Raw genomic sequence first — 25790 nt, 5'->3', positions numbered from 1 at the left:
GGTTCCTCCATAACTGACGGTGGCCACGGCAGTGGCGCACGCTCGGGCTGACGGCGGGTCGCACGGACCCGGGATCCGCTGGGTGCAACGCACGGGCTCCCGGGGTTGTTCCCCGGGGCCCGGGCCCGCCGCGTCAGCGGGCGGCCGGGCCGTCCTGCGGGGGCATCGGGTCGTCGAGGCGCACGGGAGCCTCGGGGTCGATGGTCGAGGGCCGGGGGATGGTGAACTCGTCCGGGTCGACGGTGGTGCGCTCCAGGTTGGGCTGCAGGTCCTCCTCCGTCACCCGGACGGCGTCCGGCTTCACGAGGGGCTCGTCCTCGGACTCGGGCTCCGGCATCTCGTCCGCGTCCGACCAGGTCCGGTCCGGGCCGTCCTCGTCCGGCCTGGAGAGGAAGTCGCCCACGCCCCGCAGGGCGTCGCCGAGCTCGGCGGGGATCATCCACACCTTGTTGGCGCTGCCCTCGGCGACCTTGGGCAGGGTCTGGATGTACTGGTAGGCCAGCAGCTTCTGGGTCGGCCGGGCCCGGTGGATCGAGTCGAAGACCTTCCGGATGGCCTGGGCCTCGCCGTCCGCGCGCAGGATCGCGGCCTTCGCCTCGCCCTCCGCGGACAGGATGGCCGCCTGCCGCTGGCCCTCGGCCATGAGGATCCGCGACTGCTTGTCGCCCTCGGCCGTGAGGATCACCGCGCGGCGCTCCCGCTCGGCGCGCATCTGCTTCTCCATCGAGTCCTGGATGGACGGCGGGGGAGTGATCTCCTTGATGTCCACCCGCGACACCCGGATGCCCCAGCGCCCCGTGGTGGAGTCCAGGACCCCGCGCAGCTCGGCGTTGATCTTGTCGCGGGAGGTCAGCGCCTCCTCGAGGTTCAGACCGCCCACCACGTTGCGCAGGGTCGCCGACGTCAACTGGTCGGCGGCCTGGATGTAGTCGACGATCTCGTAGGTGGCGGCCCGCGGATCCATGACCTGGAAGTAGACGACCGTGTCGATGCCGACCACGAGGTTGTCCTCCGTGATCACGGACTGCGCCGGGAAGGACTGGACCTGCTCGCGCAGGTCGATGAGGGGCAGGAGACGGTCCACGAACGGGATGAGGAAGTGCAGACCGGGGGTGAGTGTGCTCTGGTACTTGCCGAGTCGCTCGACGATCCCGGCCCGGGCCTGCGGGATGATCCGCACCGACCTCAGCAGGATGATGAAGACCAGGACGACCAGGATGACGAGCAGGACGATGACGGCTAGGTCCACGGGTGCCTCTCTCGGTGGCGCCGCTCCGGGCGGCGTTCCCGCCGGGCCGGTGCGGTCTTGGGGGTCAGAAGGACGGGCGCGGCGCCGGCCCGCCGTCGGCGGCCGGAGCGGGGTACGGGGCCACGAGGACGGTGGCGCCCTCGATGTCGTGGACGAAGACGTCGGTGCCGGGGGGCAGCTGCTCGCCGGTGACGGAGCGGGCGCTCCAGGTGTCGCCCTCCAGGCGCACCAGCCCGCTGCGGCCGGTCACGGGGTCCAGGACCTGGCACGGGAGGCCGATGAGCCGGGCGGCGTTGGACGCGGTCCCGGGCGTGGACCGGTTGAGGCGGCGCAGGGCCACCGGCCGCACCACGAAGATGAGCAGCACCGAGGCGAGGGCGAACGTCACCACCTGGAGCACGAAGTTGTCCGTCACCCAGCTCACCGCGAAGGCGAGCAGCGCGGCGGCGGACATCATCAGGAACAGGAAGTCCAGGGTGAGCATCTCGACGGCGGCCAGAGCGATCACGACGATCAGCCACAGGACCCACGAGTTCTCGACCAGCCACTCCCACATGTCCGTCCCCGGCCTTCCGATCCGCGTCCGCGAGGGCACCCTCGCCTTGGACCCATTCTGCCCCATGGGCCTGACAGGACGCTGGAGCGGCGTGGCGGCCGGGCCGCGGCCGGCGTCCCCGGAATAGGCGCTGTTCCGGGGGCGTTGGGATCTCTACGGTGGTCGCACCGGGCTCTCCGGGGACCGCAGGACGCCACCGTCCGTCGGTCCGGCCCGGTGCCGGTCCGCCCCCACAGACCCCGGCACGCGGGAGGAGGAGATCCATGAAGCTCATCACCTCGGTGGCGGTCTCCGCCGCCGGCGCCTGGCTCGCCGGGACGGCGACCGCCGTGGTCGGCCTCTCCGCGCTGCAGTCCCGGCTGCCCGCCCTGATCGCGCGGGGCGTTCCCGCCGAGCCCGACTTCGAGCGCGCGTTCGTCCTGCTCGGCACGGGTCGCTGCGCGCCCGGCGACGACCGGGCAGAGGTGCTGCGGGCCCGGCTCGAGGAGTCCTGCGGCCGGCCCGTCGTCTACGTGGACCTCACCGTCGGGCCGGAGGTCTCCGCGCGCCGGGCCGCCCGCACCCGGGAGCTGGCGCGGGACTTCCACGCCGACCTCGTGCTGGACCACGACGTCGAGGACCCGGCCGGTCGGTCCTGAACGGCGCCGGTCACCCGCCGGTGGTCGTCACCGGCAGCAGCGCGGTGGCGTCGAGCAGGTGGAAGGCCTCCGCGCTGAAGTCGATGGCCACCTCGTCCCCGGCGGCCGCCTCCGGCACCTCGGACAGGTCGAGGGTCAGGACCGTGCCGTGGTCGAGCAGCACCGGGACCTGCTTGCCGCCGACCGTGTAGGTCAGCTCGTTCTCCCGGGACGGGATGTGGTTGACGAGACCCACCTTCTGGGGTGCCGTGGTCGGCTCGGTGCACCCGTAGTCGATGCACCAGCCCGCGGGGAGCGTCTTGACCTGGCTCAGCTCCGTGGTCCAGGAGTAGAGGGTCGTCTCCGGTGGGCTGCTGGCGAAGAACATGCCGCCGACGCGCAGCAGGTCGTAGTAGAGGGAGTCGATCTCCTGGTCCAGCACGTCGCTGGCCCCCGCGTGGATCAAGGCGTCCTGCCCGAGGCCGGCGTCCCGGATCGCGGCCACCGCACCGTCGAAGCGGTTCTTCTGGGCCACCGTGGTGTTGGCCGTGTCGTTGCGCTCGATGGCGTCCTTGTCCTCCGCCGTGACGGTGGAGAAGTGCGTGGCGATGCCGGCGAGCTCCAGGTGCGGAGCGTCCTCGACGGCTCGGGCCAGGGGGAGCGCCTCCTCGGGCACGACGCCCTCGCGCCCCATCCCCGTGTCGACCCACAGGTGGACCTTCAGCGTCCCTCCCGTGGTGGACAGCACCTGCTCCGCCGCCTCGACCCAAGCGGGGTCCGTGGCGGCGACCTCGACGTCGTAGTGCATCAGCAGCGGGATGTCCTCAATCTGGGCGACGTAGAGCACCGCGATCTTCGCCTCGACGCCGGCCTCGCGCAGGGCGATGGCGTCGTCGAGCTTCGGCACGAAGATGTAGTCGACCTCGGCGGCGTCCTCGATGACCTTCCCGAACACGTCCACGGGCTCGCCGTTCTTGAGCACGGCGCCGAGCTGGACGTTCGACGGGAAGTCGGCCCGGATCGCCTCGGCGTTGCTCCGCACGGTCTCCGTGTTCACGGTGAGGAGGGGGACGTCCTGCGTGCCCTGCGTCGTGTAGGTATAGGCGGTCTTCTCCCCGACGTCGCTCCCGCCGGAGGCGAAGGAGACCTCCACCGTGCCCGGGGTCGCTCGTGCCGGGGCCACGCAGGCGTGGCGCGCGGAGCGGTCGTCGAACTCGCACTCGACCTCCGCCTCGCCGAAGCGGACGGTGACCGGGCCGTCGGTGCCCCCGCCGGTGTCCGCCAGGACCAGGTTCCCGCCCTGCAGACCGCCGTGCGAGGGGGAGAGGGCGACCGATCCGGAGGAGGTCGCGGGGGGCGCGTCCGAGCCTTCGTCCTGTCCGCAGCCGGCCAGCGCCAGCACCGACAGGGCCAGCACGGAGGTCACCAGCCGGCGCCCCCGGCCGTCCGTCACGATCACAGTGTTCCGTCGTCCCACGGATGTCCTCCCCTTGAACCAAGAATTTGCCGACGCGAATTCAGGTCGGCCACGGCGAGCGTATCGGCGGCCGGCCCCTGAGGCCGGGTCGACGGGGGAATCCCCCCCACAAGTGGCCACAAAAGGAGGGCCGGGCGGCGCAACACGAGGACATCGGCACGCTGACGGCGTCGACAGGGGAGAGGCCCCGGTCCGGTTCGGAGCGGAACACGGTCGGCCCGCCGTGTCGTGGCGGTGCTGCGGCCCAGTGCGTCTAGTGCGTCTAGTGCGTCTAGTGCGGGAACACGAACTCGCCGATCAGCAGGGACAGTGCCAGCAGCGCGGGCAGCACGCCCAGGAGGACTAGCACCGACCGCTCACCGTGGCGGAACCATGCGACCAGCGCGGTGACGCCCCGGCGATCATCGTGCCCAGCGCGAGGAGCACCGGCGCGACGACGACGAGCGCGGGCTCGGTGCCGCTGTCCTGTCGGACGACTGTCAGGACGGGCCCGACCGCGCCCAGCACGAGCCCGGCGGCGGAGAGGCCCACGGCCCGCCGGAACGACGGCGTGCACGGACACGGATGCCGAGCTCTGCGACTCCCTGACAGCCTGCTCCGTAAAACGCCGATAATCGACATTATGTAAAGTAACGCGGAGCGGAGGCTCCCCTCCGGTGCGTTCCACCCGCTATGTACCACCCCGACGCGCCCCCTGTCGCGCACACCTCCGCTGCTCGTCGCACCGGCCGCTCCACCGGGATGCCAAGGCGCATGACAACGCGCCTCTCCTCGGCCCCCAACCCGTCCTGACCCGCATTCCGTCACGGGTCCGGCACCCGAGGCCCTCCGGCGGCCCTCCGTGGCCTCCGGGCCCGGACCATCGACCCCTGGTGGAAGGTTGAGACTTTTTTCGCCCGCAGCCCTCAACTCTCAAGGTGCACCTAAGGCTTCAGGAGTCCCGGATCGCGGCCCGTGGACGCCGCACTAGACTGCCAGCATGCACACGTCCGCCCCCCTCACCGCCCGCCCCGAGGAACGCACCACGCACTCCGGCCCCTGGGCGGCGGCGCTGACCGTGGACGTGCTGCTCGTCCTGCTGTTCGCCGGCCTGGGCCGCAGCACCCACGCCCTGGACGCCGCCGGCCTCCTGATCACGGCGTGGCCGTTCCTGGCCGGGCTCCTGCTGGGCTGGATCGGGTGGCGGGTGCACCGCGCCCCGTTCGCCGTCTGGCCGCGGGGCGTCGCGCTGTGGTCGACGACCGTGGCCGTGGGCATGGCTCTGCGCCTGCTCGTCGGCGAGGGCACGGCGCCGAGCTTCGTCCTCGTCACGCTCGCGGTGCTCGGCGTCTTCCTGCTGGGCCCCCGCGCCCTCGTCTCGGGGCTGCGCGCGGCCCGCTCCCGCCGCCCGCACTGACCCCACCGTCCCGCCGGTCCTGCCGGCCCCGCTCCCGCGAAAGGTGCCCCATGCTCACCGCCATCGTCCTCATCAAGACCTCCGCCGACCGGATCCCCGAGGTCGCTGAGCAGATCTCCGACATCCCCGGCATCAGCGAGGTGTACTCCGTGACCGGCGACTGGGACCTCATCGCGATGGTGCGCGTGCACCGGCACGAGGACCTCGCGGACGTCATCGCCGACCGGCTCTCCAAGGTCGAGGGCGTCGTGGGCACGAACACCAACATCGCGTTCCGGACCTACAGCAAGCACGACCTGGAGGCGGCCTTCTCGCTCGGCATCGACTGACGGCCGCCGACCGCCCGGCCTCGTGCCACCGGGCCGGAGCCCGCGCAGCGGTCGGGCGCACGGGCAGCAGGAGGCCGGCGGGGAACGCCCCGTCGGCCTCCGTCGTCGTCGGCACTCCGCCGGTGCGGCGCCTCAGCGTGCGGTGTGGGCGATCCAGCGGTCCAGGACGGCGCGGGCCGCGCCACTGTCCACCGACACCTCCGCGCGCCGCACCGCCGCGGCCATCCGGTCCTGGAAGGACCCCTCGGCGCCGGTGTCGAAGGCCACGAGGCCGGCGGCGGAGTTGAGCAGCACGGCGTTGCGCACGTGCCCCTTCTCCCCCGCCAGGACCCGCTCGACCACGCCCGCGTTGTACCCGGCGTCCTGGCCGCGGAGGTCCTCGATCGTGGCCCGGGGCATGCCGAGGTCGAGCGGCTCGAGGTCGTGGTGGTCGACCCGCCCGTCCCGGACCTCCCAGACCTCGGAGCGCGCCGTCACGGTGAGCTCGTCGAGGCCGTCGCCGCCCCGGAAGACGAGGGCCCGGTCTCCGCGGGCCGCGAAGACGCCCGCGATCAGCGGCGCCAGCGAGCGGTCGGCCACGCCGACGGCCGAGGCCTCGACCCGCGCCGGGTTCGTGATTGGCCCCAGGAAGTTGAAGGCGGTGGCCACGCGCAGCTGCGCCCGGGCCGCCGCGGCGAAGCGCATCGACGGGTGGAACGTCTGGGCGAAGAGGAACGTGATGCCCACGTGCCGGGCCGCGGACTCCACCATCTCGACCGGCAGGTCCAGCCGCACCCCGAGCGCCTCCAGGACGTCGGCGGAGCCGGACTTCGAGGACGACGCGCGGTTGCCGTGCTTGACGACCTTGGCCCCGGCGCCCGCGCACACGAGGGCGGACATCGTGGAGATGTTGACGCTGGAGAGCCGGTCGCCGCCGGTCCCCACGACGTCCAGGGCCGGGCCGGGGATGTCGACGGGCCGGGCGTTGCCCACCATGGCGTCGGCCAGCCCGGTCAGCTCCTCGACCGTCTCCCTCTTCGCCCGCAGGGCCACGAGGAAACCGGCGATGACGACGTCGGACACCTCGCCCGACATGATCGTGTCCATGGCCCAGTAGGCCTGGTCGCGGGTCAGATCGGTGCCGGAGATCAGGGCGGTGATCAGGTCCGGCCACTCGAAGTGCGGGGCGGTCGTCGGTGTCGTCGTGTTCACGCCCCCGATCGTATCGCCCGCCGCCGGACCGGCCCGAACGGGCGCCTTGACGTGGGACGCCCCTCGCCGAGGACTTGTGACACGGATCGCATCCGGGTCCCGGAGGCCCCCGGATCCCCGGCCTCCCGCGGCCGGACGCGTGAGGAGACGGCGCGCCTCGTCAGCGGGGGCCCTCGGCGCCCGGACACGCGAACCGCCCGACCCCGCCCCTGGTTGGTCCACCGGGAGTTTTGGCGACATAATGTCTCTGTGACGACTGCAACCCATACCCCAGCCAAGCCGGTAGGCGGGTCGATCAACCGACCCAACCTCACCTCAGTGGGCACCATCGTGTGGCTCGCTTCCGAGGTGATGTTCTTCGCCGGCCTCTTTGCCATGTACTTCACCCTGCGCTCCACCGCACCGGAGCTCTGGGCCGAGGAGTCCGCCAAGCTCAACATCCCGCTGGCCCTCGCCAACACCATCGTCCTGGTGCTCAGCTCAGTGACCTGCCAGTTCGGCGTCTTCGCGGCCGAGCGCCTCCAGCCCCGCCGGGCCGGCGGGCTGTTCGACGTCCGCCGGTGGGGAATGGTCGAGTGGTTCGCCCTGACCTTCCTCATGGGCGCGGTCTTCGTGGCGGTGCAGTCCTTCGAGTACGCGGAACTGGTCGCCCACGGCATCAGCATCCCGGCCAACTCCTACGGCTCCGCCTTCTACATCACCACGGGCTTCCACGCCCTGCACGTGACGGGCGGTCTCATCGCGTTCCTGTTCATCATGGGGCGTGCCTTCATCGCCAAGCGCTTCGGGCACTTCGAGGCCACCTCGGCGATCGTCGTGTCCTACTACTGGCACTTCGTGGACGTCGTCTGGATCGTGCTGTTCCTCGTGGTCTACTTCCTCCGGTAGGCCGCGCCGTCCGGAGGACGCACCAAGCAAACCAACACCGAGTTAAAGGAACGTTTGACGTGAAGGCACTTTCGCAGCAGCGACGTCACCCTCTGGCCGTCCTGGTCCTGATGGTCCTGGCCCTGCTCCTCAGCGGTGGGCTCTACGCAGTCGCCACCACCACCAACGAGGCCAAGGCCCAGACCGAGTCCTACACCGCGCAGGACATCGAGGAGGGCGAGAAGCTGTTCGTCGCGAACTGCTCCACCTGCCACGGCCTCGACGGCGCCGGGACCCCCTCCGGCCCGTCGCTCGTCGGCGTCGGTGCCGCCGCCGTCGACTTCCAGGTCGGCACCGGCCGCATGCCCATGCAGGCCAACGGGCCCCAGGCCGAGCAGAAGGCGGTCCAGTTCAACGACGAGCAGGTCCGCCAGTTCGCCGCCTACGTGGCGACCCTCGGCGCCGGCCCGGGCATCCCCGAGGAGCAGTACCTGGACGTCTCCCAGGGCAACGCCGCCAACGGTGCGAAGGTGTTCCTCGCGAACTGCGCCATGTGCCACAACGCCGCCGGTGCCGGCGGTGCGCTGACCCGCGGCAAGTACGCCCCCTCGGTGATGGACGTCGAGGAGAAGCACATCTACGAGGCCATGCAGACCGGCCCGCAGAACATGCCGGTGTTCAACGACGCGAACATCACCCCCGAGGAGAAGCGGGACGTCATCACCTACCTGAAGACCCTCGAGGACAACCCCAACCCCGGTGGATTCGGGCTCGGCGCCCTCGGCCCGGTGTCGGAGGGCCTGTTCGTCTGGACCATCGGGCTCGCCGTCATCATCGGGTTCACCGTCTGGCTCACCTCGCGCTCCGCCTGACGGGCCGTGCCGGCAGCGGATGTCGGACCGCGAAGCTACGATCAACTGCACCAAGAGAAGAATGAGGGACCACATGGGAAGCCACAGTGACGGCACTCCCCACCAGTCGGGAACCGTTGCCACCACGGGCACCACGGCAATGGAGCGTTTCCCCGACCCCGGACTGCCCCCGCACCGCCCGCGCCTGACGGACATCGACTCCACGGCCGCCAAGCGCGCCGAACGGCAGGTCGTCCTGCTGTTCTTGATCTCGATCCTCGGATCGATCCTGTTCTTCGTCGGATACTTCGGCGTCCGCGTGGACGGACCCATCTACGACGTCACGAACACCGAGCCCACGCAGGCCCTCCAGCTGCAGAACCTGCTGCTCGGCCTCGGCGTCGCCCTGGGCATGTTCGGCATCGGTCTCGGCGTGGTCCACTGGGCCCGCACGCTCATGCCGGACCACGAGCTGGTCGAGAACCGGCACGCGGTGCGCACGGAGGAGCAGCGCGCCGAGGCGCAGAGCATCCTGACCACGATCTACGACGAGTCCGGGATCAAGCGCCGGCCGCTTCTGCGCAACACCCTCATCGGCGCGGCCGTGCTCGCTCCCCTGCCGTTCGTCGGCATGCTGCGGGACCTCGGCCCGACCGATCTGGACGTCCTCAAGGAGACCCTCTGGGACGAGGGGATCCGTCTGGTGCGCGATCCCTCCGGCACGCCCATCAAGGCCTCGGACGTCACGCTCGGCTCCACGTTCCACGTGGTCCCCGAGAATTTGAGCGCCATCGGGCACAACGAGGGCTACCTCGACGAGAAGGCCAAGGCCGTGGTGCTGCTCATGCGCCTCGACCCGGACACCGTCAATGTCTCGCCCGAGCGGGCCAACTGGAACGTCGACGGCATCTTCGCCTACTCGAAGGTCTGCACCCACGTCGGCTGCCCCGTCGCGCTCTACGAGCAGCAGACCCACCACCTGCTGTGCCCGTGCCACCAGTCCACGTTCGACCTCGCGAACGAGTGCGAGGTCATCTTCGGGCCGGCTGCCCGGCCCCTTCCCCAGCTGCCGATCACTGTGGACGACGAGGGCTACCTCGTGGCCCGCAGCGACTTCCAGGAGCCGGTCGGTCCGACCTACTCGCAGCGCGGTACCCATGTCGAGGAGATGCAGGGTGAGGCGAACTGATGTCCACGTCCACTGATTACGAGTACAAGCCCCAGACGGGCGCCGGCCGGATTGCGAACTTCGTCGACACCCGTGTCGGCATGTCGCCGATCGTCAAGGAGTTCGGCCGGAAGATCTTCCCGGACCACTGGTCCTTCATGTTCGGCGAGGTGGCGCTGTACACCTTCGTCATCCTGCTGCTCTCCGGCACGTTCCTGGCCCTGTGGTTCGAGCCGTCGATGGCGGCCCTGGAGTACGAGGGCTCCTACGTCCCGATGCAGGGCGTGGAGATGTCAGCGGCCTACGCGTCCTCGCTCGACATCTCGTTCGACATCCGCGGCGGGCTCTTCCTGCGCCAGATCCACCACTGGTCCGCGCTGGTCTTCGCCGCCGCCGTGGCCGTGCACATGCTGCGCGTGTTCTTCACGGGGGCCTTCCGCCGGCCGCGCGAGCTCAACTGGCTCGTCGGCGTCGCGCTCTTCCTGCTCGCGATCGTCGCCGGCTTCACCGGCTACTCGCTCCCCGACGACGTGCTCTCCGGCAACGGTCTGCGCATCGCCGACGCGATCTTGAAGGCACTCCCCATCGTGGGCGCCTACCTGTCGATGTTCCTGTTCGGCGGCGAGTTCCCCGGCCACGACATCATCGCGCGCCTCTACATCCTCCACGTGCTCGTGATCCCGGCGATCATCCTGATGCTGATCGTCGTCCACCTGTTCATGGTCGTGGTGCACAAGCACACCCAGTTCCCCGGCCCGGGCCGCACCGAGAACAACGTCGTCGGCTTCCCCGTGGGTCCGATCTACGCGGCGAAGGCCGGCGGGTTCTTCTTCATCGTGTTCGGCATCATGGCCCTGATGGCGGGCACCACCACCATCAACGCGATCTGGAACTACGGTCCGTACGACCCCTCCCCGGTGCAGGCCGGCTCCCAGCCCGACTGGTACATGGGCTTCACCGACGGCGCCGTGCGCCTCATGCCCGGTACCTGGCCGTTCAACTGGGAGTGGACGTTCTGGGGCATGTCGATCCCGATGAACGTGCTGCTGCCGATGGCGCCGCTCGCGGTGCTCTTCGGTCTCATGGCCGCGTGGCCCTGGATCGAGCGCTGGGTCACGAAGGACGACCGGGAGCACCACATCCTCGACCGTCCCCGGAACGCTCCGTTCCGGACCGCCATGGGCGCCGCCGGCGTGACGTTCTACACGATCATGCTCATCGCGGCCAGCGGCGACCTCATCGCCACGCACTTCAACCTGGCCGTCAACGACGTCCTGTACTGGCTGCGTGCCCTGTACTTCCTGGGCCCGGTCCTGGCCTTCATGATCACCCGCCGGATCTGCCTGGCGCTGCAGCGCAAGGACCGGGAGATCGTCCTCCACGGTCGTGAGACCGGACGGGTGCAGCAGCTCCCCCACGGTGAGTTCATCGAGGTGCACGAGCCCCTCGACGAGTACAAGCGGTACCGACTGGTCAACATGCCCGACTACCAGGTCGAGCCGGCCCAGCCGAACGCGAAGGGCAAGATCACGGCCACCGAGAAGACGCGCGAGCGGATCAGCCGCTTCTTCTTCGAGGACCGTGTCGCCCCCGTCACCCCCGCCGAGCTCGAGGCGGCGCACCACCACCACGAGGCCGACGCCCTCACCACGGGTTCCCAGGACCGGGAGCTCGTGCGCTGAGCCGGCAGCACGCCTGACTGGGCCCCGAGAGGATCACTCCTCTCGGGGCCCTGTCGCATCTGTGGATCCGTCACCGGCGGTCGGACACAGCGGAGACATGACCGCCGGACTTCTCCGGCGGCCCTCAGCGCCGTTCCGGGGGGACAGAACCTGCGAACCGCATTCTCCCGGGTCTGCTGCCCCGGAGGCCCGCAGGACCGCGTCCAGGCTTTCCTGCCGGGGCGGTGCGGCCGCGGGGGTACCCAGTGGAGCCCGAGACTCCGCCGGAGCCCGCATCCGGATCGGCACCGGTCTGTCGATGCACTGGGCCGAACCCGGAGCCGTGCCATGGCCGCCGCGCGGTCGGGGAGAGCCCGTGCCAGGGCGGGTCGGACGACCGGGGGCGGTTGTCGCTGCCGTGCTCGCCGACGTCTCCGGCGGCCCCCACGTGAGGCGGGCTGGTCCGGCGCCGGACGGACGCGGGAGGACACTCCGTGCCCTCGGGCATCGCGGGACCAGCGGTGCGGCGGTGACGCCCCCCGTCGGCCATCAGGACGGTCCCGCTCGGGACACCGTGCCGCTCGAGGCGCACCGTGACCAGGCCGATGACGTTGTACGGACGGTTGCCAGGGTGCACCGCCCGGGGATGGCCCTGCGCTCCGAGCTGTGCCCGGTGCAAGAGGTGCCATCCCGGCATCATCCGTCCGGTTGCGCAGGAGCCCCTGAACGACGCGCCGAAGCCTCTGGACGACGCGTCGGGCCGCACCGAGCGGAGTGACCGGGCCGTTGCTCCGGACCGTGTCGTCGAGGTCGCGGACGGCAGCGGGCACCGGTTCCCGGAAATCCGGGCCTTGGCCCTGGCTCTACCGCAGGCTTCGCCTCAGGCTTTGGAGCACGTGGTACCCGTCGCACGAAGCGTCATCGCCGGCCGTCCCAAGGCCTTGCAGCGGCAGCGGCTGCCCCGCCGTCAGCCCGTCCACAAGGACGCTGTGGTCGCCCAGGTCTCCCCCGGGAAGGGCCACGGCCGCCCGCAGCGCGGGGACGCGAAAGGCCCCGGACACCTGGGTGTCCGGGGCCTTTTCGTCGGTCGGTGTTCAGCCGACCGGGTCAGTGGGCGTGGTCGCCCCGGGAGTGCTCGAAGATCAGCCCCAGCAGGCCGAGCACCGCCACGGGGACGGCCAGGCCGAGGATCCACCAGCCCATGGCCAGCGCGGTGAACGCGAGGGCGCAGCCGGTGCCGAGCAGCAGGGGCCACCAGCTCCACGGGGAGAAGTGACCGTACTCGCCGGCGGACTCGACGATCTCGCCGTCGAGCTTGTCCTCGGGCAGGACGCCACCGGTGTTGCGATCCACAAGCCACAGGTAGACCGCCAGCATGAAGGACATGATGCCCACGGCCAGCAGCCCGGGAAAGCCCACGAGCTCGTCGAATCGGGTCAGGAATCCGTAGACGACGCCCGCCAGGAGGCTGAAAGCGCCCAGGAGGAGCATCAGTTTGATGGTCAGTTTCATGCTCAGCCCTTCCGCGTGGCGATGGCGCCGTCGTCGACCGGGGACTGCTGCGGGGACTCCGCGGCCAGCTCCGGGTGGTGCAGGTCCAGTGCCGGCCGCTCCGAGCGGATCCGCGGCAGCGAGGTGAAGTTGTGCCGAGGCGGCGGGCAGGACGTCGCCCACTCCAGCGACCCGCCGAAGCCCCACGGGTCGTCGACCTCGACCTTCGTACCATTGCGCCAGGTGGTGTAGACGTTCCAGAACCACGGGATCATCGAGACGCCGAGCAGCATCGCCCCGACCGTGGAGATCTGGTTCATCCAGGTGAAGTTGTCCTCCGGCAGGTAGTCGGCGTAGCGGCGCGGCATGCCGTCCACGCCCAGCCAGTGCTGGATCAGGAAGGTCATGTGGAAGCCGAGGAACAGCAGCCAGAAGTGGATCTTGCCGATCCGCTCGTTGAGCATCTTGCCGGTGAACTTGGGCCACCAGAAGTAGAACCCGGCGAACATGCCGAACACCACGGTGCCGAAGATGACGTAGTGGAAGTGGGCGACCACAAAGTAGGAGTCCGAGACGTGGAAGTCCAGCGGCGGGGTGGCCAGGATGACACCGGTCAGGCCGCCGAAGAGGAACGTGAACATGAAGCCCAGGACCCACAGCATGGGCGTCTCGAAGGTGATCGATCCCTGCCACATCGTGCCGATCCAGTTGAAGAACTTCACGCCGGTGGGCACCGCGATCATCATCGTCATGAACGCGAAGAAGCTCAGCATCACAGCACCGGTGACGTACATGTGGTGGGCCCACACGGTCACGGACAGTGACGCGATGGCAATCGTGGCGAAAACCAGGCCCTTGTAGCCGAACAGCGGCTTGCGGGAGAAGACCGGGATGATCTCGGAGACGATGCCGAAGAACGGCAGGGCGAGAATATAGACCTCCGGGTGGCCGAAGAACCAGAACAGGTGCTGCCACAGCACCGCTCCCCCGTTGGCCGGGTCGAAGATGTGCCCGCCCAGGGTGCGGTCCATGCCCAGTGCGAACAGCGCGGCCGCCAGCGGCGGGAACGCCATAATTACGAGCAGCGAGGTGATGAGCACGTTCCACGTGAACAGACCCATCCGCCACACGGTCATGCCGGGGGCGCGCATCGCGATGATCGTGGTGATGAAGTTGACGCCGCCCATGATCGTGCCGAAGCCGGACAGGGCGAGGCCGAACACCCACAGGTCTCCGCCCACCCCCGGGGTGAACGAGGCGTTGCTCAGCGGGGTGTAGGCCGTCCAGCCGAAGGAGGCCGCGCCCTGCGGGGTGAGGAACCCGGCGGTCGCGATCAGCGAGCCGAACAGGAAGAACCAGAACGCCAGGGCATTGAGCCGCGGGAACGCGACGTCGGGTGCGCCGATCTGCAGCGGGACGATGACGTTGGCGAAGCCGACGAACAGCGGGGTGCCGAACATCAGCAGCATCAGCGTGCCGTGCATGGTGAACAGCTGGTTGTACTGCTCCTTGGTCTCCAGGATCTGCATGCCCGGCTGGAAGAGCTCGGCGCGGATCATCAGCGCCATGACACCGGCGAGGCAGAAGAAGGCGAAGGAGGAGATCAGGTACATGTACCCGATCGTCTTGTGGTCGGTGGACGTGATCCAGCTGACGACCATCCGTCCCTTAGAGCGGGGCACCACGCGCGGAGCGACCGTGGCTGCCTCGTCCCGTGAATACTCGAGTGTGGACACCGGTACTCCTTAGTTGTTAAAAGATTCTTGCTGCTGGTCGTCCGCGCCCGGGTAGGAGTCGCGGCTGTACTCCTCGCCCAGGGCCCCGGTCTGGCCGGCGTCGCGCAAGGACTGGATGTGGGCGTCGTACTCGGCCTGGCTGACCACGTTGACGTTGAACAGCATCTCGGAGTGGTACTCGCCACAGAACTCGGCGCACTTGCCGAAGTACTCGCCCTCACGGCCCGTGGTGATGCTGATGTTGTTGGTGCGCCCCGGGAACATGTCGGCCTTCTCGAGGAAGGCGGGGACCCAGAAGGAGTGGATGACGTCGCGGGAGGTGACCTGCAGCTCGACGTCGCTGTCGACGGGCAGGTACAGGGTGGCCACCCGCTCGGGGACGCCCTCCTCGCCGTCGAGGTGGCCCTGGATGCCCGTGTCCCAGACGTCGTCGGTCAGGTAGTTGAAGTCCCAGGCCCACTGCTTGCCGTAGACCTGGACGGTCACGTCCGGGTTGTCGTGCAGGGCGGTGATCTCGGCCTGGGTCCGCTCGGTGAAGAAGAACAAGGACATGATCAGGGCGATCGGGACGATCGTGTAAAAGACCTCGAGAGGGGCGTGGTACGCGACCTGGCGCGGGTAGCCGGTCTCGTTCTTGCGCCGGCGGTAGGCGATCATGCACCAGAGCATGAGGCCCCAGGTCACCAGTCCCACGACGAGGGCCGCGATCCAGGACCCGACCCACAGGTCGAGGATCATGTCGGCGTTGTCGGTGGTGCCACGCTCGGTGGGCATCCAGCCGAGCTTCGCCTCTTCCGAGCAACCCGTCAGCGCGGTTGCTGCCAGGACTGCTACCGCAGACACCTTCGCCGTGCGGCGCCGGAGGCTGTCGGTTCGTGTGTGCGAACTCACAGACGGCCCTTCCTCTTCTTCTCGTGCTCGTCGTCTGCGCGCCGAAGGCCCCGATTCGAAGAGCCCGGACACAGTCAGGTGGAATGTTTCCCTTCGAGCTTACCCCGTGTCGCTGACATCTGGTGACACAGTGTCAGCTTCCGCGCGGCGCTCGGAGGCCCCTCCTGGAGCCGTCTGCGGGACCCCTGGGAACGCCGAGAGGCCCGCCGTCCGGACGGACGACGGGCCTCTCGGAAGGAGCGGACGGACTCAGTGGAAGGAGTCGCCGCAGGCGCAGGATCCCCCCGCGTTGGGGTTGTCGATCGAGAACCCCTGCTTGGAGATCGTGTCCTCGAAGTCGACCGTGGAGCCCTCGAGGTAGGGCACGCTCATCTTGTCCACGATGACCTCGACGCCGCCGAAGTCCCGCACGGAGTCCCCGTCCAGGATGCGCTCGTCGAAGTACAGCTGGTAGATGAGGCCCGAGCAGCCGCCGGGCTGGACCGCCACGCGCAGCCGGAGGTCGGTGCGGCCCTCCTGCTCGAGCAGGGCGCGGACCTTCTGGGACGCGACGTCGGTCAGCTGGACGCCGTGGGTGGGCAGGCCGTCCACTGCGGCGCCGTTCTCGGTCGTGACGCTCATGATGCTCACTTTCTGTGGAGGGGTGCCGCACGGGGTCGGACCGGCGGCGGGTCTGTCACGGGCACAACGGATGGGCGATCGGGTTCATTCCCGGATCCGCTGCCCCGGGCGGGCGGTGGCGTCGAGGGCGAGCAGCATCAGCGTCTCCGCGACCACCGCGCGCTCGAACTCCGCCAGGTGCAGTGACTCATTGGCGCTGTGCGCCCGGGAGTCCGGGTCCTCGACCCCCGTGATAAGGATGCCGGCCTCAGGATAGACCTCCAGGAGGTCCGCGGTGAAGGGGATGGAGCCGCCGATGCCCGTCTCCACGGCGGGCCGGCCCCACGCCTCCCCCAGCGCCCACCGGGCGATCCGCGCGGACTCCGAGCTCATGTCGGTGCGGAAGGACTGTCCCGTCTCCTCGACCTCGAAGCGCACGCGCGCGCCGAACGGGGCGTGCTCCTCCACGTGGCGCCGGAGGGCCTCCGCGGCCTCGGCGGGATCCTGGCCCGGCGCCGTGCGCAGGCTCAGCTTCGCGCGGGCGGAGGCGGCGATGGTGTTGGCGGCGGTGTCCACGGGCGTGACGTCCATGCCCGTGACCGACAGCGCGGGCTGCGTCCAGAGCCGGGAGGCGATCGAGCCGCGCCCGGCCAGCCGGACGCCCTCCAGGACCGCCGCGTCGGCCCGGAACCGCTCCTCGTCGTAGACCAGGTCGGTGCGGTCCTCGGCGAGCAGCCCCTCGACGGCGACCGCGCCGTCGTCGTCGTGCAGGGTGGCGATGAGCCGGGCCAGCAGCGTGGGTGCGTCCAGGACCGGGCCGCCGTACATGCCCGAGTGCACGGCGTGCTCGAGCACGGACAGCTCCACGACGGCGCCGACCATCCCGCGCAGGCTCGTGGTCAGGGCGGGCACCCCGACCTCCCAGTTGGCGGAGTCCGCGATGACGATGACGTCCGCGGCCAGCCGTTCCCGGTGGGCCTCCAGGAAGTCCCGGAAGGACGGGGAGCCGGCCTCCTCCTCCCCCTCCACGAAGACGGTCACGCCGAGGCCGAAGTCGTCGCCGCGGTGGGCGGTCGCGGCGCGCAGGGCAGCGGCGTGGGCCATCACCCCGGCCTTGTCGTCGGCTGCGCCCCGCCCGTAGAGGCGGCCGTCGCGCTCCTCGGCGACGAACGGTTCGGAGTCCCACAGCTCGCGCCGGCCCGGGGGCTGGACGTCGTGGTGGGCGTAGAGCAGCACGGTCGGCCGGCCGGACGCAGGCCGGCGGTGGGCGACGACGGCGGGGTGTCCCGGCCCGTCGCCCAGGGGCACGCGCAGGATCTCCACCTCCTCCAGGCCGGCGTCCGCGAGCACGCCGGCCACGGCCACCGCACTGCGCTCGAGGTGCGCGGCGTCGAAGGACTCCCAGGCGATGCCGGGGATCGCGACCAGCTCGACGAGCTGCTCGAGGGTCCGCGGCATGTCCGCGCGCACGGCCGCGCGCACGGTGTCGACGGGCACGGGGACGGTCGGGGCACAGGGCTCGCTCATGGCACCCACCCTATGTCCGGGGCCCGGCGGGGACCGGCAGGTCCGTCGGCTATCCTTGACTGGTGTTTGGACGCAAGAAGGAAGCAGACCGCGCAGGGTCCACGTCGGTGACCGCTGCGGCCGCCCCCACGGAACCGGTGGCCGCCCCGCGGCAGACCCCGGGCAAGGGGCGGCCCACGCCCAGCCGCCGGCAGCAGGAGGCGTCCCGGCGCCGGCCCCTGGTCCCGGAGGACCGCAAGGCCGCGAAGGCGCAGTCCCGCGACGCCGCGCGCGAGCAGCGGATGCGGGCGCAGGCCGGCATGGCGGCCGGGGACGAGCGGTTCCTCGGGCCGCGGGACCGCGGCCCGCAGCGGCGGTTCGCGCGGGACTGGGTGGACTCCCGGATCAACGTGGGCGAGTACCTCATGGTCGTGGCGCTGCTCGCGCTCGTCATCCTGTTCTTCCCCGTCCAGGACGTGGCCACCTACGGCGTCTACGTCATCTGGGCGCTGATGATCCTGGGCATCGTGGACGCCGTGCTGTCGACGGCCCGGATGAAGAAGGCCATGCAGGCGAAGTTCGGGACCGTGGAGCGCGGCGTGCGCTGGTACGCCGCGATGCGCTCCTTCACGATGCGCCGCCTCCGCCTGCCCAAGCCCCAGGTCGCCCGCGGGGAGCGCCCCTCCTGAGCCCCCGCCGGCCCGCGCCCGGCGCAGGGCCCGGCCGCGACAGGACTGCCCCCGGACCGCACGGTCCGGGGGCAGTCCTGTTCCCGCCGACGGGGCGGCCGTCGGGACGGGAGCCGTCAGCCCCGGTGAGCCGTCAGCTCGGGTGAGCCGTCAGCTCCAGGCGCGGCCCGCCCGGCGCGCCAGGCCCTGGTTGATGCGGCGCGCCCAGAAGGGTCCCTCGTAGAGGAAGGCGGTGTAGCCCTGCACGAGGGTCGCGCCGGCGTCGAGGCGCTCCTGGACGTCCTCCGCCGTGGTCACCCCGCCCACGGAGATCAGCACCAGCCGGTCCCCCACGCGCTCGCGCAGCAGCCGCAGCACCTCGAGGGAGCGCCGCCGCAGCGGGGCCCCGGAAAGCCCGCCGGCCCCGTGGGCCTCGATCTCGGCGGGATCGGTGGCCAGCCCGAGGCCGGTGCGGGCGATGGTCGTATTGGTGGCCACGATGCCGTCCAGGCCCAGGTCGAGGGCCAGGTCCGCGACGGCCAGCACGTCCTCGTCCGACAGGTCCGGGGCGATCTTCACGAGCAGCGGGACGTGCCGGTCCGCGGCCTCGTCGGCCGCGCGGCCCACCGCGCCGAGCAGCGGCCGCAGGCTCTCGATCTCCTGCAGCTGGCGCAGTCCCGGGGTGTTGGGCGAGGACACGTTGACCACGAGGTAGTCCGTCAGGGGGGCGAGGACCCGGGCGCTCTGCAGATAGTCGTCCACCGCGTCCTCCAGCGGCACCGCCTTGGTCTTGCCGATGTTGACGCCGAGCACCGGACGGGCGCGGCCGCGGTGGTCCGCCTCGAGCTCGCGGCGCGCCTGCGCGAGGCGCGGGGCCACGGCCGCCGCGCCCTCGTTGTTGAAGCCCATCCGGTTGATCACTGCCCGGTCCCGGACGAGCCGGAACAGACGGGGCCGAGGGTTGCCCGGCTGCGCCTGGGCGGTCACGGTGCCGATCTCGACGTGCCCGAAGCCGAGGTCGGTGAGGGCGCCGATCCCCTCGCCGCCCTTGTCGAAACCGGCCGCCAGCCCGAACGGGGACGGGAACCGCAGGCCCAGCGCCTCCACCTCGAGCGCGGGATCGGGCCGGGTGTAGACCCGCAGCGCGGTGCTGATCCGGGCGGCGCGCGCCGCCCGGATGCCGAGGAAGCCGACCCGGTGGGCCCGTTCGGGGTCCATCCGGGAGAAGACAGCCGTGAAGAACGTAGGGTAGAGGCGCATGGTCCCAGTCTTCCACAGGGCACTCCTCCGGCAGGGCGGCCGCGGAGGGGCTTGACGGACCGGCGCCCCGACGGACCGCCCGCACGAGGAGAGGGCATGGGCGCTCCCCCGGACCCGTGGGTCCCCGACGTGCTGGGACCCGGCTTCCGCGCGCGGACCGTGGACCTGGACCCCGGCTCCGCCCCCCACTCCACGGCCACGGTGGTCCGCTACCGGCCGGGGGACGTCCCGCCCGTGCCGGGCCGGTTGCGCGGGGCCGTTCTGTACCTGCACGGCTGGTCCGACTACTTCTTCAACGCCGAGCTGGCCCGGACGTGCGCGGCCGCGGGCTACGCGTTCTACGCCCTGGACCTGCACGGCTACGGCCGGAACCTCACCGACGAGGTGCTCGCCGTGGAGGAGGGCCGCCCGGGCCACACCACGGACCTCGCGGACTACGACGACGACATCGCCGCGGCGCTCGACGTGATGGCCGAGGACGGTCTGCCCGGTCCCCGGGGGCGGCTCGTGCTGATGGGCCACTCGACCGGGGGGCTCACCGCGGCGATGTGGGCCTCACGGCACCCCGACCGGCTCGACGGACTGGCCCTCAACGCCCCCTGGATCGGCAGCCACGGCTCCGACGCCGTGGGCGCCGCCCTGCGCCCCCTGATGGCCCGGCTCGCCGAGCAGCGCCCGGACTTCCCGGTGCGGGCCCGGCTGCGCAGCCACTACTACCGGGTGATCAGCGAGCACGCCGAGGGCGAGTGGCCGATCGACGCCCGGTGGCGGCCCGAGACCAGCTTCGACATCACCCCGGGGTGGCTCAACGCTGTCCTTCAGGCTCAGGGTGAAGTCGCGAAGGGCTTGAACCTTCACCTTCCAGTGCTGGTGCAGACCTCGGCCCGCTCGTGCATCCGCCCCTGGTGGAGCGAGCGGATGCGCTCGGCCGACACCGTGCTGGACGTCCGGCAGATCCGCCGGCACGCGCCCGATCTGGGCACCGACGTGACGCTGCGCTCCTACGAGGGCGCCGTCCACGACGTGCACCTCTCCCGGCAGGCCGTGCGCCGGGCCGCGCAGACGGATCTCGCCGCCTGGCTGCGCGGTCTGCGACGGCGCCGGCCTCAGGCGGAGGCGCCAGGCCCGGCGACGCGGTCGACGGCTCCGCCGTAGCGCCGGTCGCGGCGGGCGTAGACCTCGACGGCCTCCCACAGGGTGCGGCGGTCGACGTCCGGCCAGAGCACGTCCTGAAAGACGAGCTCGGCGTAGGCGGACTGCCACAGGAGGAAGTTGGAGATCCGCTGCTCCCCGGAGGAGCGCAGGAAGAGGTCGACGTCCGGCAGGTCGGGCTCGTCGAGGTAGCGCTGGACGGTCTTCTCGTCGATGCTGCGCGGGTTCAGGACGCCTGCCCGGGCGTCGGCGGCGATGGCGGCCGCGGCGTCGGCGATCTCGGCCCGCCCCCCGTAGTTCACGCACATGGTGAGGGTGACGACGTCGTTGTCGCGGGTGGCCCGCTCCGCCTCCTCCAGGCGGTTGATGACCGAGCGCCACAGGCGGGGCTTGCGCCCGGCCCACCGGATCCGGATGCCCCACTCCTGGAAGGTGGGAAGCTGGCGCTCCATGACGTCGGCGGTGTAGTTCATCAGGAACGTCACCTCGTCCAGGGAGCGCTTCCAGTTCTCGGTGGAGAACGCGTAGGCGCTGACGTACGGGATGCCCATCTCGATGGCCCCGGCCATCACCTCGATCAGGGCCGCCTCCCCCGCCTTGTGGCCCTCGTTGCGCGGCAGTCCGCGCTGGTTCGCCCAGCGCCCGTTCCCGTCCATGACCACGGCCACGTGCTGGGGCACGAACTGCCGCGGGATCGGCGGGGCGCTGGCGCCGCTGGGATGGGCGGGCGGGGCGGCAAAGCCGGGCATGGTCAGCTCCGTTCCACGAGGTTCAGGGACCGGACGGCCCTCTCCAGGTGCCACTGTACGTAGGTAGCCACGATCCCGGCGGCGACCCGGGCCGTGCGGGGCTCCACGGCGTCGATGCGCTCCCACGCCCCGGTGAGCAGGGCGGAGAGGTGCTCGACGGTCGCGGGGTCGGGGGCGGCGGCCCCCGGCGGGCGGCAGCCCGGGCAGACGGCGCCGCCGAGCGGGGCCGAGAACGCCTCGTGCGGTCCGGGGGCGCCGCACCGGGCGCAGTCGGTGAAGCTCGGGGCCCACCCGGCCGTGGACACGGCGCGCAGCAGGTAGGAGTCCAGGACGGCCCCGGGTTCGTGCAGCCCGCGGGCCAGGGCGGACAGGGCGCCGACGAGCAGCCGGTACTGCTGGGCCGCGGACTCGTCGTCGTTCTCCGTGAACTTCTCGGCGGCCTCGGTCATGGCCGCGGCGGCGGTGTACTTGGCGTAGTCGGCGGCGATGACCGACCCGTAGCCGCGCTTGCCCAGCGCCTGGGAGACGATGTCGAGGTTGCGACCGGTGACCAGCTGCAGCTCGGCGACGTTGAACGGCTCGAGCCGGGAGCCGAAGCGGGAGGTCGTGCGCCGCACGCCCTTAACCACGGCCCGGACCTGCCCGTGGTCCCGGGTCAGGAGCACGACGATCCGGTCGGCCTCGCCGAGCTTGTAGGTGCGCAGCACGACGGCGTCGTCCCGGTAGCTGCGTGATGCGAACGTCGTCCTGGCCACCGGATCATTCTCCCACGCGGGGCGGACGGCGCAGGCCGACGGCGCAGCGGGACGGGCGGGGCGGGACGACGACGGCGGGCCGCCCCACGTCCGGGGCGGCCCGCCGTCGCACGGTGCGGTGGGCGCTCAGCCCTGGGCGTCCCGCACGGCCCGGTTGACCGCCGAGACGAGGGCCTTCAGGGACGCGCGGGTGGTGTTCGCGTCGATGCCGACGCCCCACAGGACGCGGTCCCCCACGGCGGCCTCGACGTAGCTGGCCGCCTGGGCGTCGCCGCCGGCCGAGAGGGCGTGCTCGCTGTAGTCGAGCACGCGCACGTCCACGCCCTCGGACGCGAGGATCGTCTGCAGCGCCTCGATGGGGCCGTTGCCCTGCGCCGTGCGGTGGTGCTGGACGCCGTCAACGTCCAGGCCGATCTCGAGGGTGCTCTCCCCGTCCTCCTCGGAGGTCGTGGTGATGTTGGTGATCCGGTACCGGCCCCAGCGCCCGGCGTCCCCGTCTTGGACAGTGGGCAGGTACTCGTCCGCGAACACCTTCCACAGCTCCGCGCCGGAGACCTCCCCGCCGGAGGTGTCGGTGTGCTCCTGCACCACGCGGGAGAACTCGATCTGCGCCCGCCGCGGCAGGTCCAGCCCGTGCTCGTTGGCGAGCAGGTAGGCCACCCCGCCCTTGCCGGACTGCGAGTTCACCCGGATGACGGCCTCGTAGGTGCGGCCCAGGTCCTTGGGGTCGATGGGCAGGTAGGGCACGGCCCACACCAGCTCGTCGACGCCCCGGCCCTGCTCCTGCGCGTCCCGGGCCATCCGGTCGAAGCCCTTCTTGATGGCGTCCTGGTGGGAGCCGGAGAACGCCGTGAACACGAGGTCCCCGCCGTAGGGGGCCCGCTCGGGGACGGGCAGCTGGTTGCAGTACTCCACGGTCCGGCGGATGTCGTCGATGTCGGAGAAGTCGATCTGCGGGTCCACGCCCTGGGTCAGCAGGTTCAGGCCCAGGGTCACCAGGTCCACGTTGCCGGTCCGCTCACCGTTGCCGAACAGGCAGCCCTCGATGCGGTCGGCGCCGGCCAGGTAGCCCAGCTCGGCCGCCGCCACGCCGGTGCCGCGGTCGTTGTGCGGGTGCAGGGAGACCACGGTGGCGTCCCGGTTGTAGAGGTTGCGGCACATCCACTCGATGGAGTCGGCGTAGACGTTGGGGGTGGCCATCTCCACGGTGGCGGGCAGGTTGAGGATCATCTCCCGGTCCCCGCCGATCTCGAAGGTCTCGGCCACGGCGTTGGCGATGCGCGCCGCGAACTCGAGCTCGGTGCCGGTGTAGGACTCCGGGGAGTACTCGTAGGTCACGGACGTGTTCTTCAGTTGCTCCTCGTACTTCAGGCACAGCCGCGCCCCGGTGAGGGCGATGTCCACGATCCCGTCCATGTCCTGGTCGAAGACCACGCGCCGCTGCAGGGTGGAGGTCGCGTTGTAGAGGTGCACGATCGCCTTGTCGGCGCCGTCGATGGCCTCGTAGGTGCGCTCGATGAGGTGCTCGCGAGACTGCGTCAGGACCTGGATCGTGACGTCGTCGGGGATCCGGTCCTCCTCGATGAGCCGGCGCACGAAGTCGAAGTCGGTCTGGGAGGCGGAGGGGAACCCGACCTCGATCTCCTTGTAGCCCATCCGCACGAGCAGCTCGAACATCTTGAGCTTGCGGTCGGAGTTCATGGGGTCGATCAGCGCCTGGTTGCCGTCCCGCAGGTCCACGGCGCACCACCGGGGCGCCTCGGTGATCACCCGGTCCGGCCAGGTGCGGTCGGAGAGGTCGAACGGGAACTGCTGCTGGTACGGCACGTACTTGTGGATCGGCATGCCGGAGGGCTGCTGGTAGTTGCGCATGGAAGGGGCCTGTTCTGCTCGAGACGTCTGCGGGTGGCCGGGCATCAGGAACTCCGCAACGGGAGGCCGGCCATGCAGTCGTCGGGTCAGGCCCCGTTGCGGCACGTAAGGAGGAGGAGCGTCCCGGTCCGCATGTGTTCAACCTATCACGGGGCGTCCGGCGCGCCGGGTCGCGTCCTCACCAGTCGCCGGCCGCCTGCTGGCAGGTGTACTGCTCCGCGGTCTGGCCGTTGAGCTCCCCGGGCAGCCCCGCTCCGAGCTCGAGCCGGTCCCCCTCGCGGAAGTCCTGGCCCACCGAGACGAACACACCCACCACGTCGGTGGTCGGCACGATCTGCGAGGAGGGGACGCCGAGCAGCTCGGCGACCTCGACGGCCGCCTCGTACCACCCCGCGCCGAAGAAGATCTGCGTGCCCGGCAGCTCGGTGGCCTGCGGGCCGGACTCGACAGCCGTGTAGCCCTCGTCCTCGAGCACGTCGGCGATGTCCGCGTCCCGGCCGTCGACGCCGGAGACGTTGGCGACCGTGAGCGGGACCGTGGCCGGGTCGACCGTGGGGGCCGGGACGGCGGCGTCGGGCGACGGGGTCGCGGAGGAGGTCGGCTCGTCGGCCGGCTCCGCGGAGGGCGACGTGAGCGGCCGGTCCGCGCGCAGCGCCTCGAAGAGGTGCTCGGCCGGGTCCGCGTCGAGCTGGAGCCGGTTGGGGTCCAGCGCGTAGGGCTCGGTGGGCGCCGTCACGAAGACCATGCTGCCCAGGTCGATCCCCCTGACGGCCGTGCCGAGGCCGACCACCGTCGGGACGGAGCCGAGCCCCTCGTCGACGTGCAGGTTGCGGGTGGCGACGTCGGCGATCTCGTAGAGCTTCGGCAGGTCCGAGAGCGTCCCCTCATCCTTGATCTTGCGGGCCATGGACGCGAGGAACGACTGCTGGGAGCGGATCCGGCTCGTGTCCCCGCCGTCGCCGAAGGCGGCGCGGCTGCGCAGGAACGCCAGGGCCTGCTCGCCCTCCACGGAGGAGACGCCGGCGGGCAACTTCAGCCCCGACTTCGGGTCGTCGACGGCGTCGTTGACGCACACCTCGACGCCGCCCACGGTCGAGGACAGCTCCTTGACGGCGTTGAAGTCGGCGAGCATGAAGTGGTCGATCTTGAGGCCGGTCATCTGGTTGACGGTCGCGACCGTGCACCCGGGGCCGCCGTTGGCGATCGCCGAGTTCAGCATCGCGTCCTCCTCCGCCGGGTGGACCTCGCCGGACTCGGGGTCCGTGCAGCGCGGGATGTCCGCGACCAGGTCGCGCGGCAGGGACACCACGGTCACGCCGCTGCGGTCCTCGCTCACGTGCACCAGCATCATGACGTCGGTCAGGCCGGCGCCGGCGCTGTCCTCGTCGTCGCCGTACCGGTCGTTGCCCTCGCCGTCACGGGTGTCGGTGCCCATCACGAGGATGTCCAGCGGGCCGGCCTCGGGCCCGGTCCCGTCGCCGAGGTCGAGCGGGGAGGTGTCCAGGTTGGACTGCAGCCGCCAGGTCGCGGCCACACCGGCCCCGAGGACCGCGAGCAGGACGACGACCAGCCCGACGGCGGCCCAGCGCTTCCGGGACCATCGGCGGGCGCGGTGGCGTCCGTGGGCGGCGGGGGGCGTAGAGGACACGGTGACTCTCTCCTGGCAGGCCCCGGGCTCGGGGTCCGGGGTCGGGGGGACGGCGCCCGGCCGGGGCGCCGGGTGTCATGGTAGTCGCCCGCCCCGGGAC

24 protein-coding genes are annotated in these 25790 nt (G+C 71.1%); 9 read left to right on the top strand and 15 right to left on the bottom strand.

Going from position 1 to position 25790, the window contains the following annotated elements; all coding sequences use genetic code 11:
- Window positions 1–133 precede the first annotated feature (133 nt).
- Both RF647_RS06510 and RF647_RS06505 read right to left on the bottom strand, forming a co-directional pair.
- Window positions 134–1249: an SPFH domain-containing protein gene (locus RF647_RS06510; protein ID WP_368811019.1), complete on the bottom strand. Its 1116-nt coding sequence runs from the start codon at window positions 1247–1249 to the stop codon at window positions 134–136.
- A gap of 64 nt (window positions 1250–1313) precedes the next feature.
- Window positions 1314–1805, bottom strand: coding sequence for an NfeD family protein (locus RF647_RS06505; RefSeq protein ID WP_133410170.1), 492 nt, complete (start codon window positions 1803–1805; stop codon window positions 1314–1316).
- Between the two features lie 263 nt (window positions 1806–2068).
- Here RF647_RS06505 and RF647_RS06500 point away from each other — a divergent pair, with 263 nt between their 5' ends.
- Window positions 2069–2443, top strand: coding sequence for a hypothetical protein (locus RF647_RS06500; RefSeq protein WP_368811018.1), 375 nt, complete (start codon window positions 2069–2071; stop codon window positions 2441–2443).
- Between the two features lie 10 nt (window positions 2444–2453).
- Here RF647_RS06500 and RF647_RS06495 read toward each other — a convergent pair whose 3' ends face one another.
- Together RF647_RS06495 and RF647_RS06490 are read right to left on the bottom strand one after the other, a co-directional pair.
- Window positions 2454–3875: an alanine racemase gene (locus tag RF647_RS06495; RefSeq protein ID WP_368811017.1), complete on the bottom strand. Its 1422-nt coding sequence runs from the start codon at window positions 3873–3875 to the stop codon at window positions 2454–2456.
- A 366-nt stretch (window positions 3876–4241) separates the two neighbouring features.
- Window positions 4242–4430: a hypothetical protein gene (locus RF647_RS06490; RefSeq protein ID WP_368811016.1), complete on the bottom strand. Its 189-nt coding sequence runs from the start codon at window positions 4428–4430 to the stop codon at window positions 4242–4244.
- A 448-nt stretch (window positions 4431–4878) separates the two neighbouring features.
- Here RF647_RS06490 and RF647_RS06485 point away from each other — a divergent pair, with 448 nt between their 5' ends.
- Window positions 4879–5295: a DUF3054 domain-containing protein gene (locus RF647_RS06485; RefSeq protein WP_368811015.1), complete on the top strand. Its 417-nt coding sequence runs from the start codon at window positions 4879–4881 to the stop codon at window positions 5293–5295.
- A 50-nt stretch (window positions 5296–5345) separates the two neighbouring features.
- Window positions 5346–5624, top strand: a complete 279-nt coding sequence (locus RF647_RS06480) for an Lrp/AsnC family transcriptional regulator (protein WP_017833527.1) — start codon at window positions 5346–5348, stop codon at window positions 5622–5624.
- Window positions 5625–5756: 132 nt separating this feature from the next.
- On the opposite strand, the gene trpD is transcribed toward RF647_RS06480, so the two are convergent.
- Window positions 5757–6815 carry an anthranilate phosphoribosyltransferase gene (gene trpD, locus RF647_RS06475; RefSeq protein WP_368811014.1) on the bottom strand — a complete coding sequence of 353 codons (1059 nt, stop codon included), beginning with the start codon at window positions 6813–6815 and terminating at the stop codon, window positions 5757–5759.
- 249 nt (window positions 6816–7064) lie between these two features.
- On the opposite strand from trpD, the gene RF647_RS06470 reads away from it, so the two are divergent.
- The 4 genes from RF647_RS06470 to RF647_RS06455 all read left to right on the top strand — a co-directional run bounded on the left by RF647_RS06470 (window position 7065) and on the right by RF647_RS06455 (window position 11383).
- Window positions 7065–7703: a heme-copper oxidase subunit III gene (locus RF647_RS06470; RefSeq protein ID WP_368811013.1), complete on the top strand. Its 639-nt coding sequence runs from the start codon at window positions 7065–7067 to the stop codon at window positions 7701–7703.
- Window positions 7704–7762: 59 nt separating this feature from the next.
- Window positions 7763–8554: a c-type cytochrome gene (locus RF647_RS06465; protein ID WP_017833530.1), complete on the top strand. Its 792-nt coding sequence runs from the start codon at window positions 7763–7765 to the stop codon at window positions 8552–8554.
- A 73-nt stretch (window positions 8555–8627) separates the two neighbouring features.
- The gene (locus RF647_RS06460) at window positions 8628–9722 is read left to right on the top strand and encodes a Rieske 2Fe-2S domain-containing protein (RefSeq protein WP_368811012.1); all 1095 of its coding nucleotides are present in this window, start codon (window positions 8628–8630) and stop codon (window positions 9720–9722) included.
- Window positions 9722–11383: a cytochrome bc complex cytochrome b subunit gene (locus tag RF647_RS06455; protein ID WP_368811011.1), complete on the top strand. Its 1662-nt coding sequence runs from the start codon at window positions 9722–9724 to the stop codon at window positions 11381–11383. Before RF647_RS06460 ends, RF647_RS06455 begins: the two co-directional genes overlap by 1 nt.
- A gap of 1086 nt (window positions 11384–12469) precedes the next feature.
- On the opposite strand, the gene RF647_RS06450 is transcribed toward RF647_RS06455, so the two are convergent.
- The 5 genes from RF647_RS06450 to RF647_RS06430 form a co-directional block, all read right to left on the bottom strand.
- Window positions 12470–12874, bottom strand: a complete 405-nt coding sequence (locus RF647_RS06450) for a cytochrome c oxidase subunit 4 (protein WP_368811010.1) — start codon at window positions 12872–12874, stop codon at window positions 12470–12472.
- 2 nt (window positions 12875–12876) lie between these two features.
- The gene (ctaD, locus tag RF647_RS06445) at window positions 12877–14589 is read right to left on the bottom strand and encodes a cytochrome c oxidase subunit I (protein ID WP_368811009.1); all 1713 of its coding nucleotides are present in this window, start codon (window positions 14587–14589) and stop codon (window positions 12877–12879) included.
- Window positions 14590–14598: 9 nt separating this feature from the next.
- On the bottom strand, window positions 14599–15480 hold the full coding sequence (coxB, locus tag RF647_RS06440; RefSeq protein WP_368811008.1) for a cytochrome c oxidase subunit II: 882 nt from the start codon (window positions 15478–15480) through the stop codon (window positions 14599–14601).
- Window positions 15481–15729: 249 nt separating this feature from the next.
- Complete coding sequence (locus RF647_RS06435; RefSeq protein WP_017833990.1) at window positions 15730–16101, bottom strand: iron-sulfur cluster assembly accessory protein; 372 nt, start codon at window positions 16099–16101, stop codon at window positions 15730–15732.
- An 84-nt stretch (window positions 16102–16185) separates the two neighbouring features.
- On the bottom strand, window positions 16186–17607 hold the full coding sequence (locus RF647_RS06430; RefSeq protein WP_368811007.1) for a dipeptidase: 1422 nt from the start codon (window positions 17605–17607) through the stop codon (window positions 16186–16188).
- 62 nt (window positions 17608–17669) lie between these two features.
- Between RF647_RS06430 and RF647_RS06425 the strand changes: the two genes are divergently transcribed.
- Window positions 17670–18275 (top strand): DUF3043 domain-containing protein, encoded by a 606-nt coding sequence (locus RF647_RS06425; protein ID WP_368811006.1) that lies wholly within the window; start codon window positions 17670–17672, stop codon window positions 18273–18275.
- A gap of 150 nt (window positions 18276–18425) precedes the next feature.
- Here RF647_RS06425 and RF647_RS06420 read toward each other — a convergent pair whose 3' ends face one another.
- Entirely contained in the window at window positions 18426–19514 is a 1089-nt protein-coding gene (locus RF647_RS06420; RefSeq protein ID WP_368811005.1) for a quinone-dependent dihydroorotate dehydrogenase, read from the bottom strand.
- Window positions 19515–19610: 96 nt separating this feature from the next.
- Between RF647_RS06420 and RF647_RS06415 the strand changes: the two genes are divergently transcribed.
- Window positions 19611–20669, top strand: coding sequence for an alpha/beta hydrolase (locus RF647_RS06415; RefSeq protein WP_368811004.1), 1059 nt, complete (start codon window positions 19611–19613; stop codon window positions 20667–20669).
- On the opposite strand, the gene RF647_RS06410 is transcribed toward RF647_RS06415, so the two are convergent.
- The 4 genes from RF647_RS06410 to RF647_RS06395 all read right to left on the bottom strand — a co-directional run bounded on the left by RF647_RS06410 (window position 20621) and on the right by RF647_RS06395 (window position 25690).
- Window positions 20621–21415 carry an isoprenyl transferase gene (locus RF647_RS06410; RefSeq protein ID WP_017833985.1) on the bottom strand — a complete coding sequence of 265 codons (795 nt, stop codon included), beginning with the start codon at window positions 21413–21415 and terminating at the stop codon, window positions 20621–20623. The genes RF647_RS06415 and RF647_RS06410 overlap by 49 nt on opposite strands.
- Window positions 21416–21417: 2 nt before the next feature.
- On the bottom strand, window positions 21418–22170 hold the full coding sequence (gene recO / locus RF647_RS06405) for a DNA repair protein RecO (RefSeq protein WP_368811003.1): 753 nt from the start codon (window positions 22168–22170) through the stop codon (window positions 21418–21420).
- A gap of 126 nt (window positions 22171–22296) precedes the next feature.
- Window positions 22297–24042 (bottom strand): 2-isopropylmalate synthase, encoded by a 1746-nt coding sequence (leuA, locus tag RF647_RS06400; RefSeq protein ID WP_017833983.1) that lies wholly within the window; start codon window positions 24040–24042, stop codon window positions 22297–22299.
- Between the two features lie 178 nt (window positions 24043–24220).
- Window positions 24221–25690 carry an LCP family protein gene (locus tag RF647_RS06395; protein WP_368811002.1) on the bottom strand — a complete coding sequence of 490 codons (1470 nt, stop codon included), beginning with the start codon at window positions 25688–25690 and terminating at the stop codon, window positions 24221–24223.
- Between the last annotated feature and the right edge of the window lie 100 nt (window positions 25691–25790).

It is taken from the genome of Kocuria sp. CPCC 205263 (assembly GCF_040981075.1).
GTDB lineage: Bacteria > Actinomycetota > Actinomycetes > Actinomycetales > Micrococcaceae > Kocuria > Kocuria rosea.
Note: the sequence above shows the minus strand (reverse complement) of the source record. Positions and strands in the feature narration are given on the sequence as shown.

Excerpts from the sequence above, each read along its gene's own strand:
- RF647_RS06505 (WP_133410170.1), bottom strand. The coding sequence starts at position 1,805 with ATGTGGGAGTGGCTGGTCGAGAACTCGTGGGTCCTGTGGCTGATCGTC.
- RF647_RS06500 (WP_368811018.1), top strand. The coding sequence starts at position 2,069 with ATGAAGCTCATCACCTCGGTGGCGGTCTCCGCCGCCGGCGCCTGGCTC.
- RF647_RS06485 (WP_368811015.1), top strand. The coding sequence starts at position 4,879 with ATGCACACGTCCGCCCCCCTCACCGCCCGCCCCGAGGAACGCACCACG.
- RF647_RS06480 (WP_017833527.1), top strand. The coding sequence starts at position 5,346 with ATGCTCACCGCCATCGTCCTCATCAAGACCTCCGCCGACCGGATCCCC.
- RF647_RS06460 (WP_368811012.1), top strand. The coding sequence starts at position 8,628 with ATGGGAAGCCACAGTGACGGCACTCCCCACCAGTCGGGAACCGTTGCC.
- RF647_RS06455 (WP_368811011.1), top strand. The coding sequence starts at position 9,722 with ATGTCCACGTCCACTGATTACGAGTACAAGCCCCAGACGGGCGCCGGC.
- RF647_RS06450 (WP_368811010.1), bottom strand. The coding sequence starts at position 12,874 with ATGAAACTGACCATCAAACTGATGCTCCTCCTGGGCGCTTTCAGCCTC.
- RF647_RS06435 (WP_017833990.1), bottom strand. The coding sequence starts at position 16,101 with ATGAGCGTCACGACCGAGAACGGCGCCGCAGTGGACGGCCTGCCCACC.
- RF647_RS06430 (WP_368811007.1), bottom strand. The coding sequence starts at position 17,607 with ATGAGCGAGCCCTGTGCCCCGACCGTCCCCGTGCCCGTCGACACCGTG.
- RF647_RS06420 (WP_368811005.1), bottom strand. The coding sequence starts at position 19,514 with ATGCGCCTCTACCCTACGTTCTTCACGGCTGTCTTCTCCCGGATGGAC.
- RF647_RS06415 (WP_368811004.1), top strand. The coding sequence starts at position 19,611 with ATGGGCGCTCCCCCGGACCCGTGGGTCCCCGACGTGCTGGGACCCGGC.
- RF647_RS06410 (WP_017833985.1), bottom strand. The coding sequence starts at position 21,415 with ATGCCCGGCTTTGCCGCCCCGCCCGCCCATCCCAGCGGCGCCAGCGCC.
- leuA (WP_017833983.1), bottom strand. The coding sequence starts at position 24,042 with ATGCGCAACTACCAGCAGCCCTCCGGCATGCCGATCCACAAGTACGTG.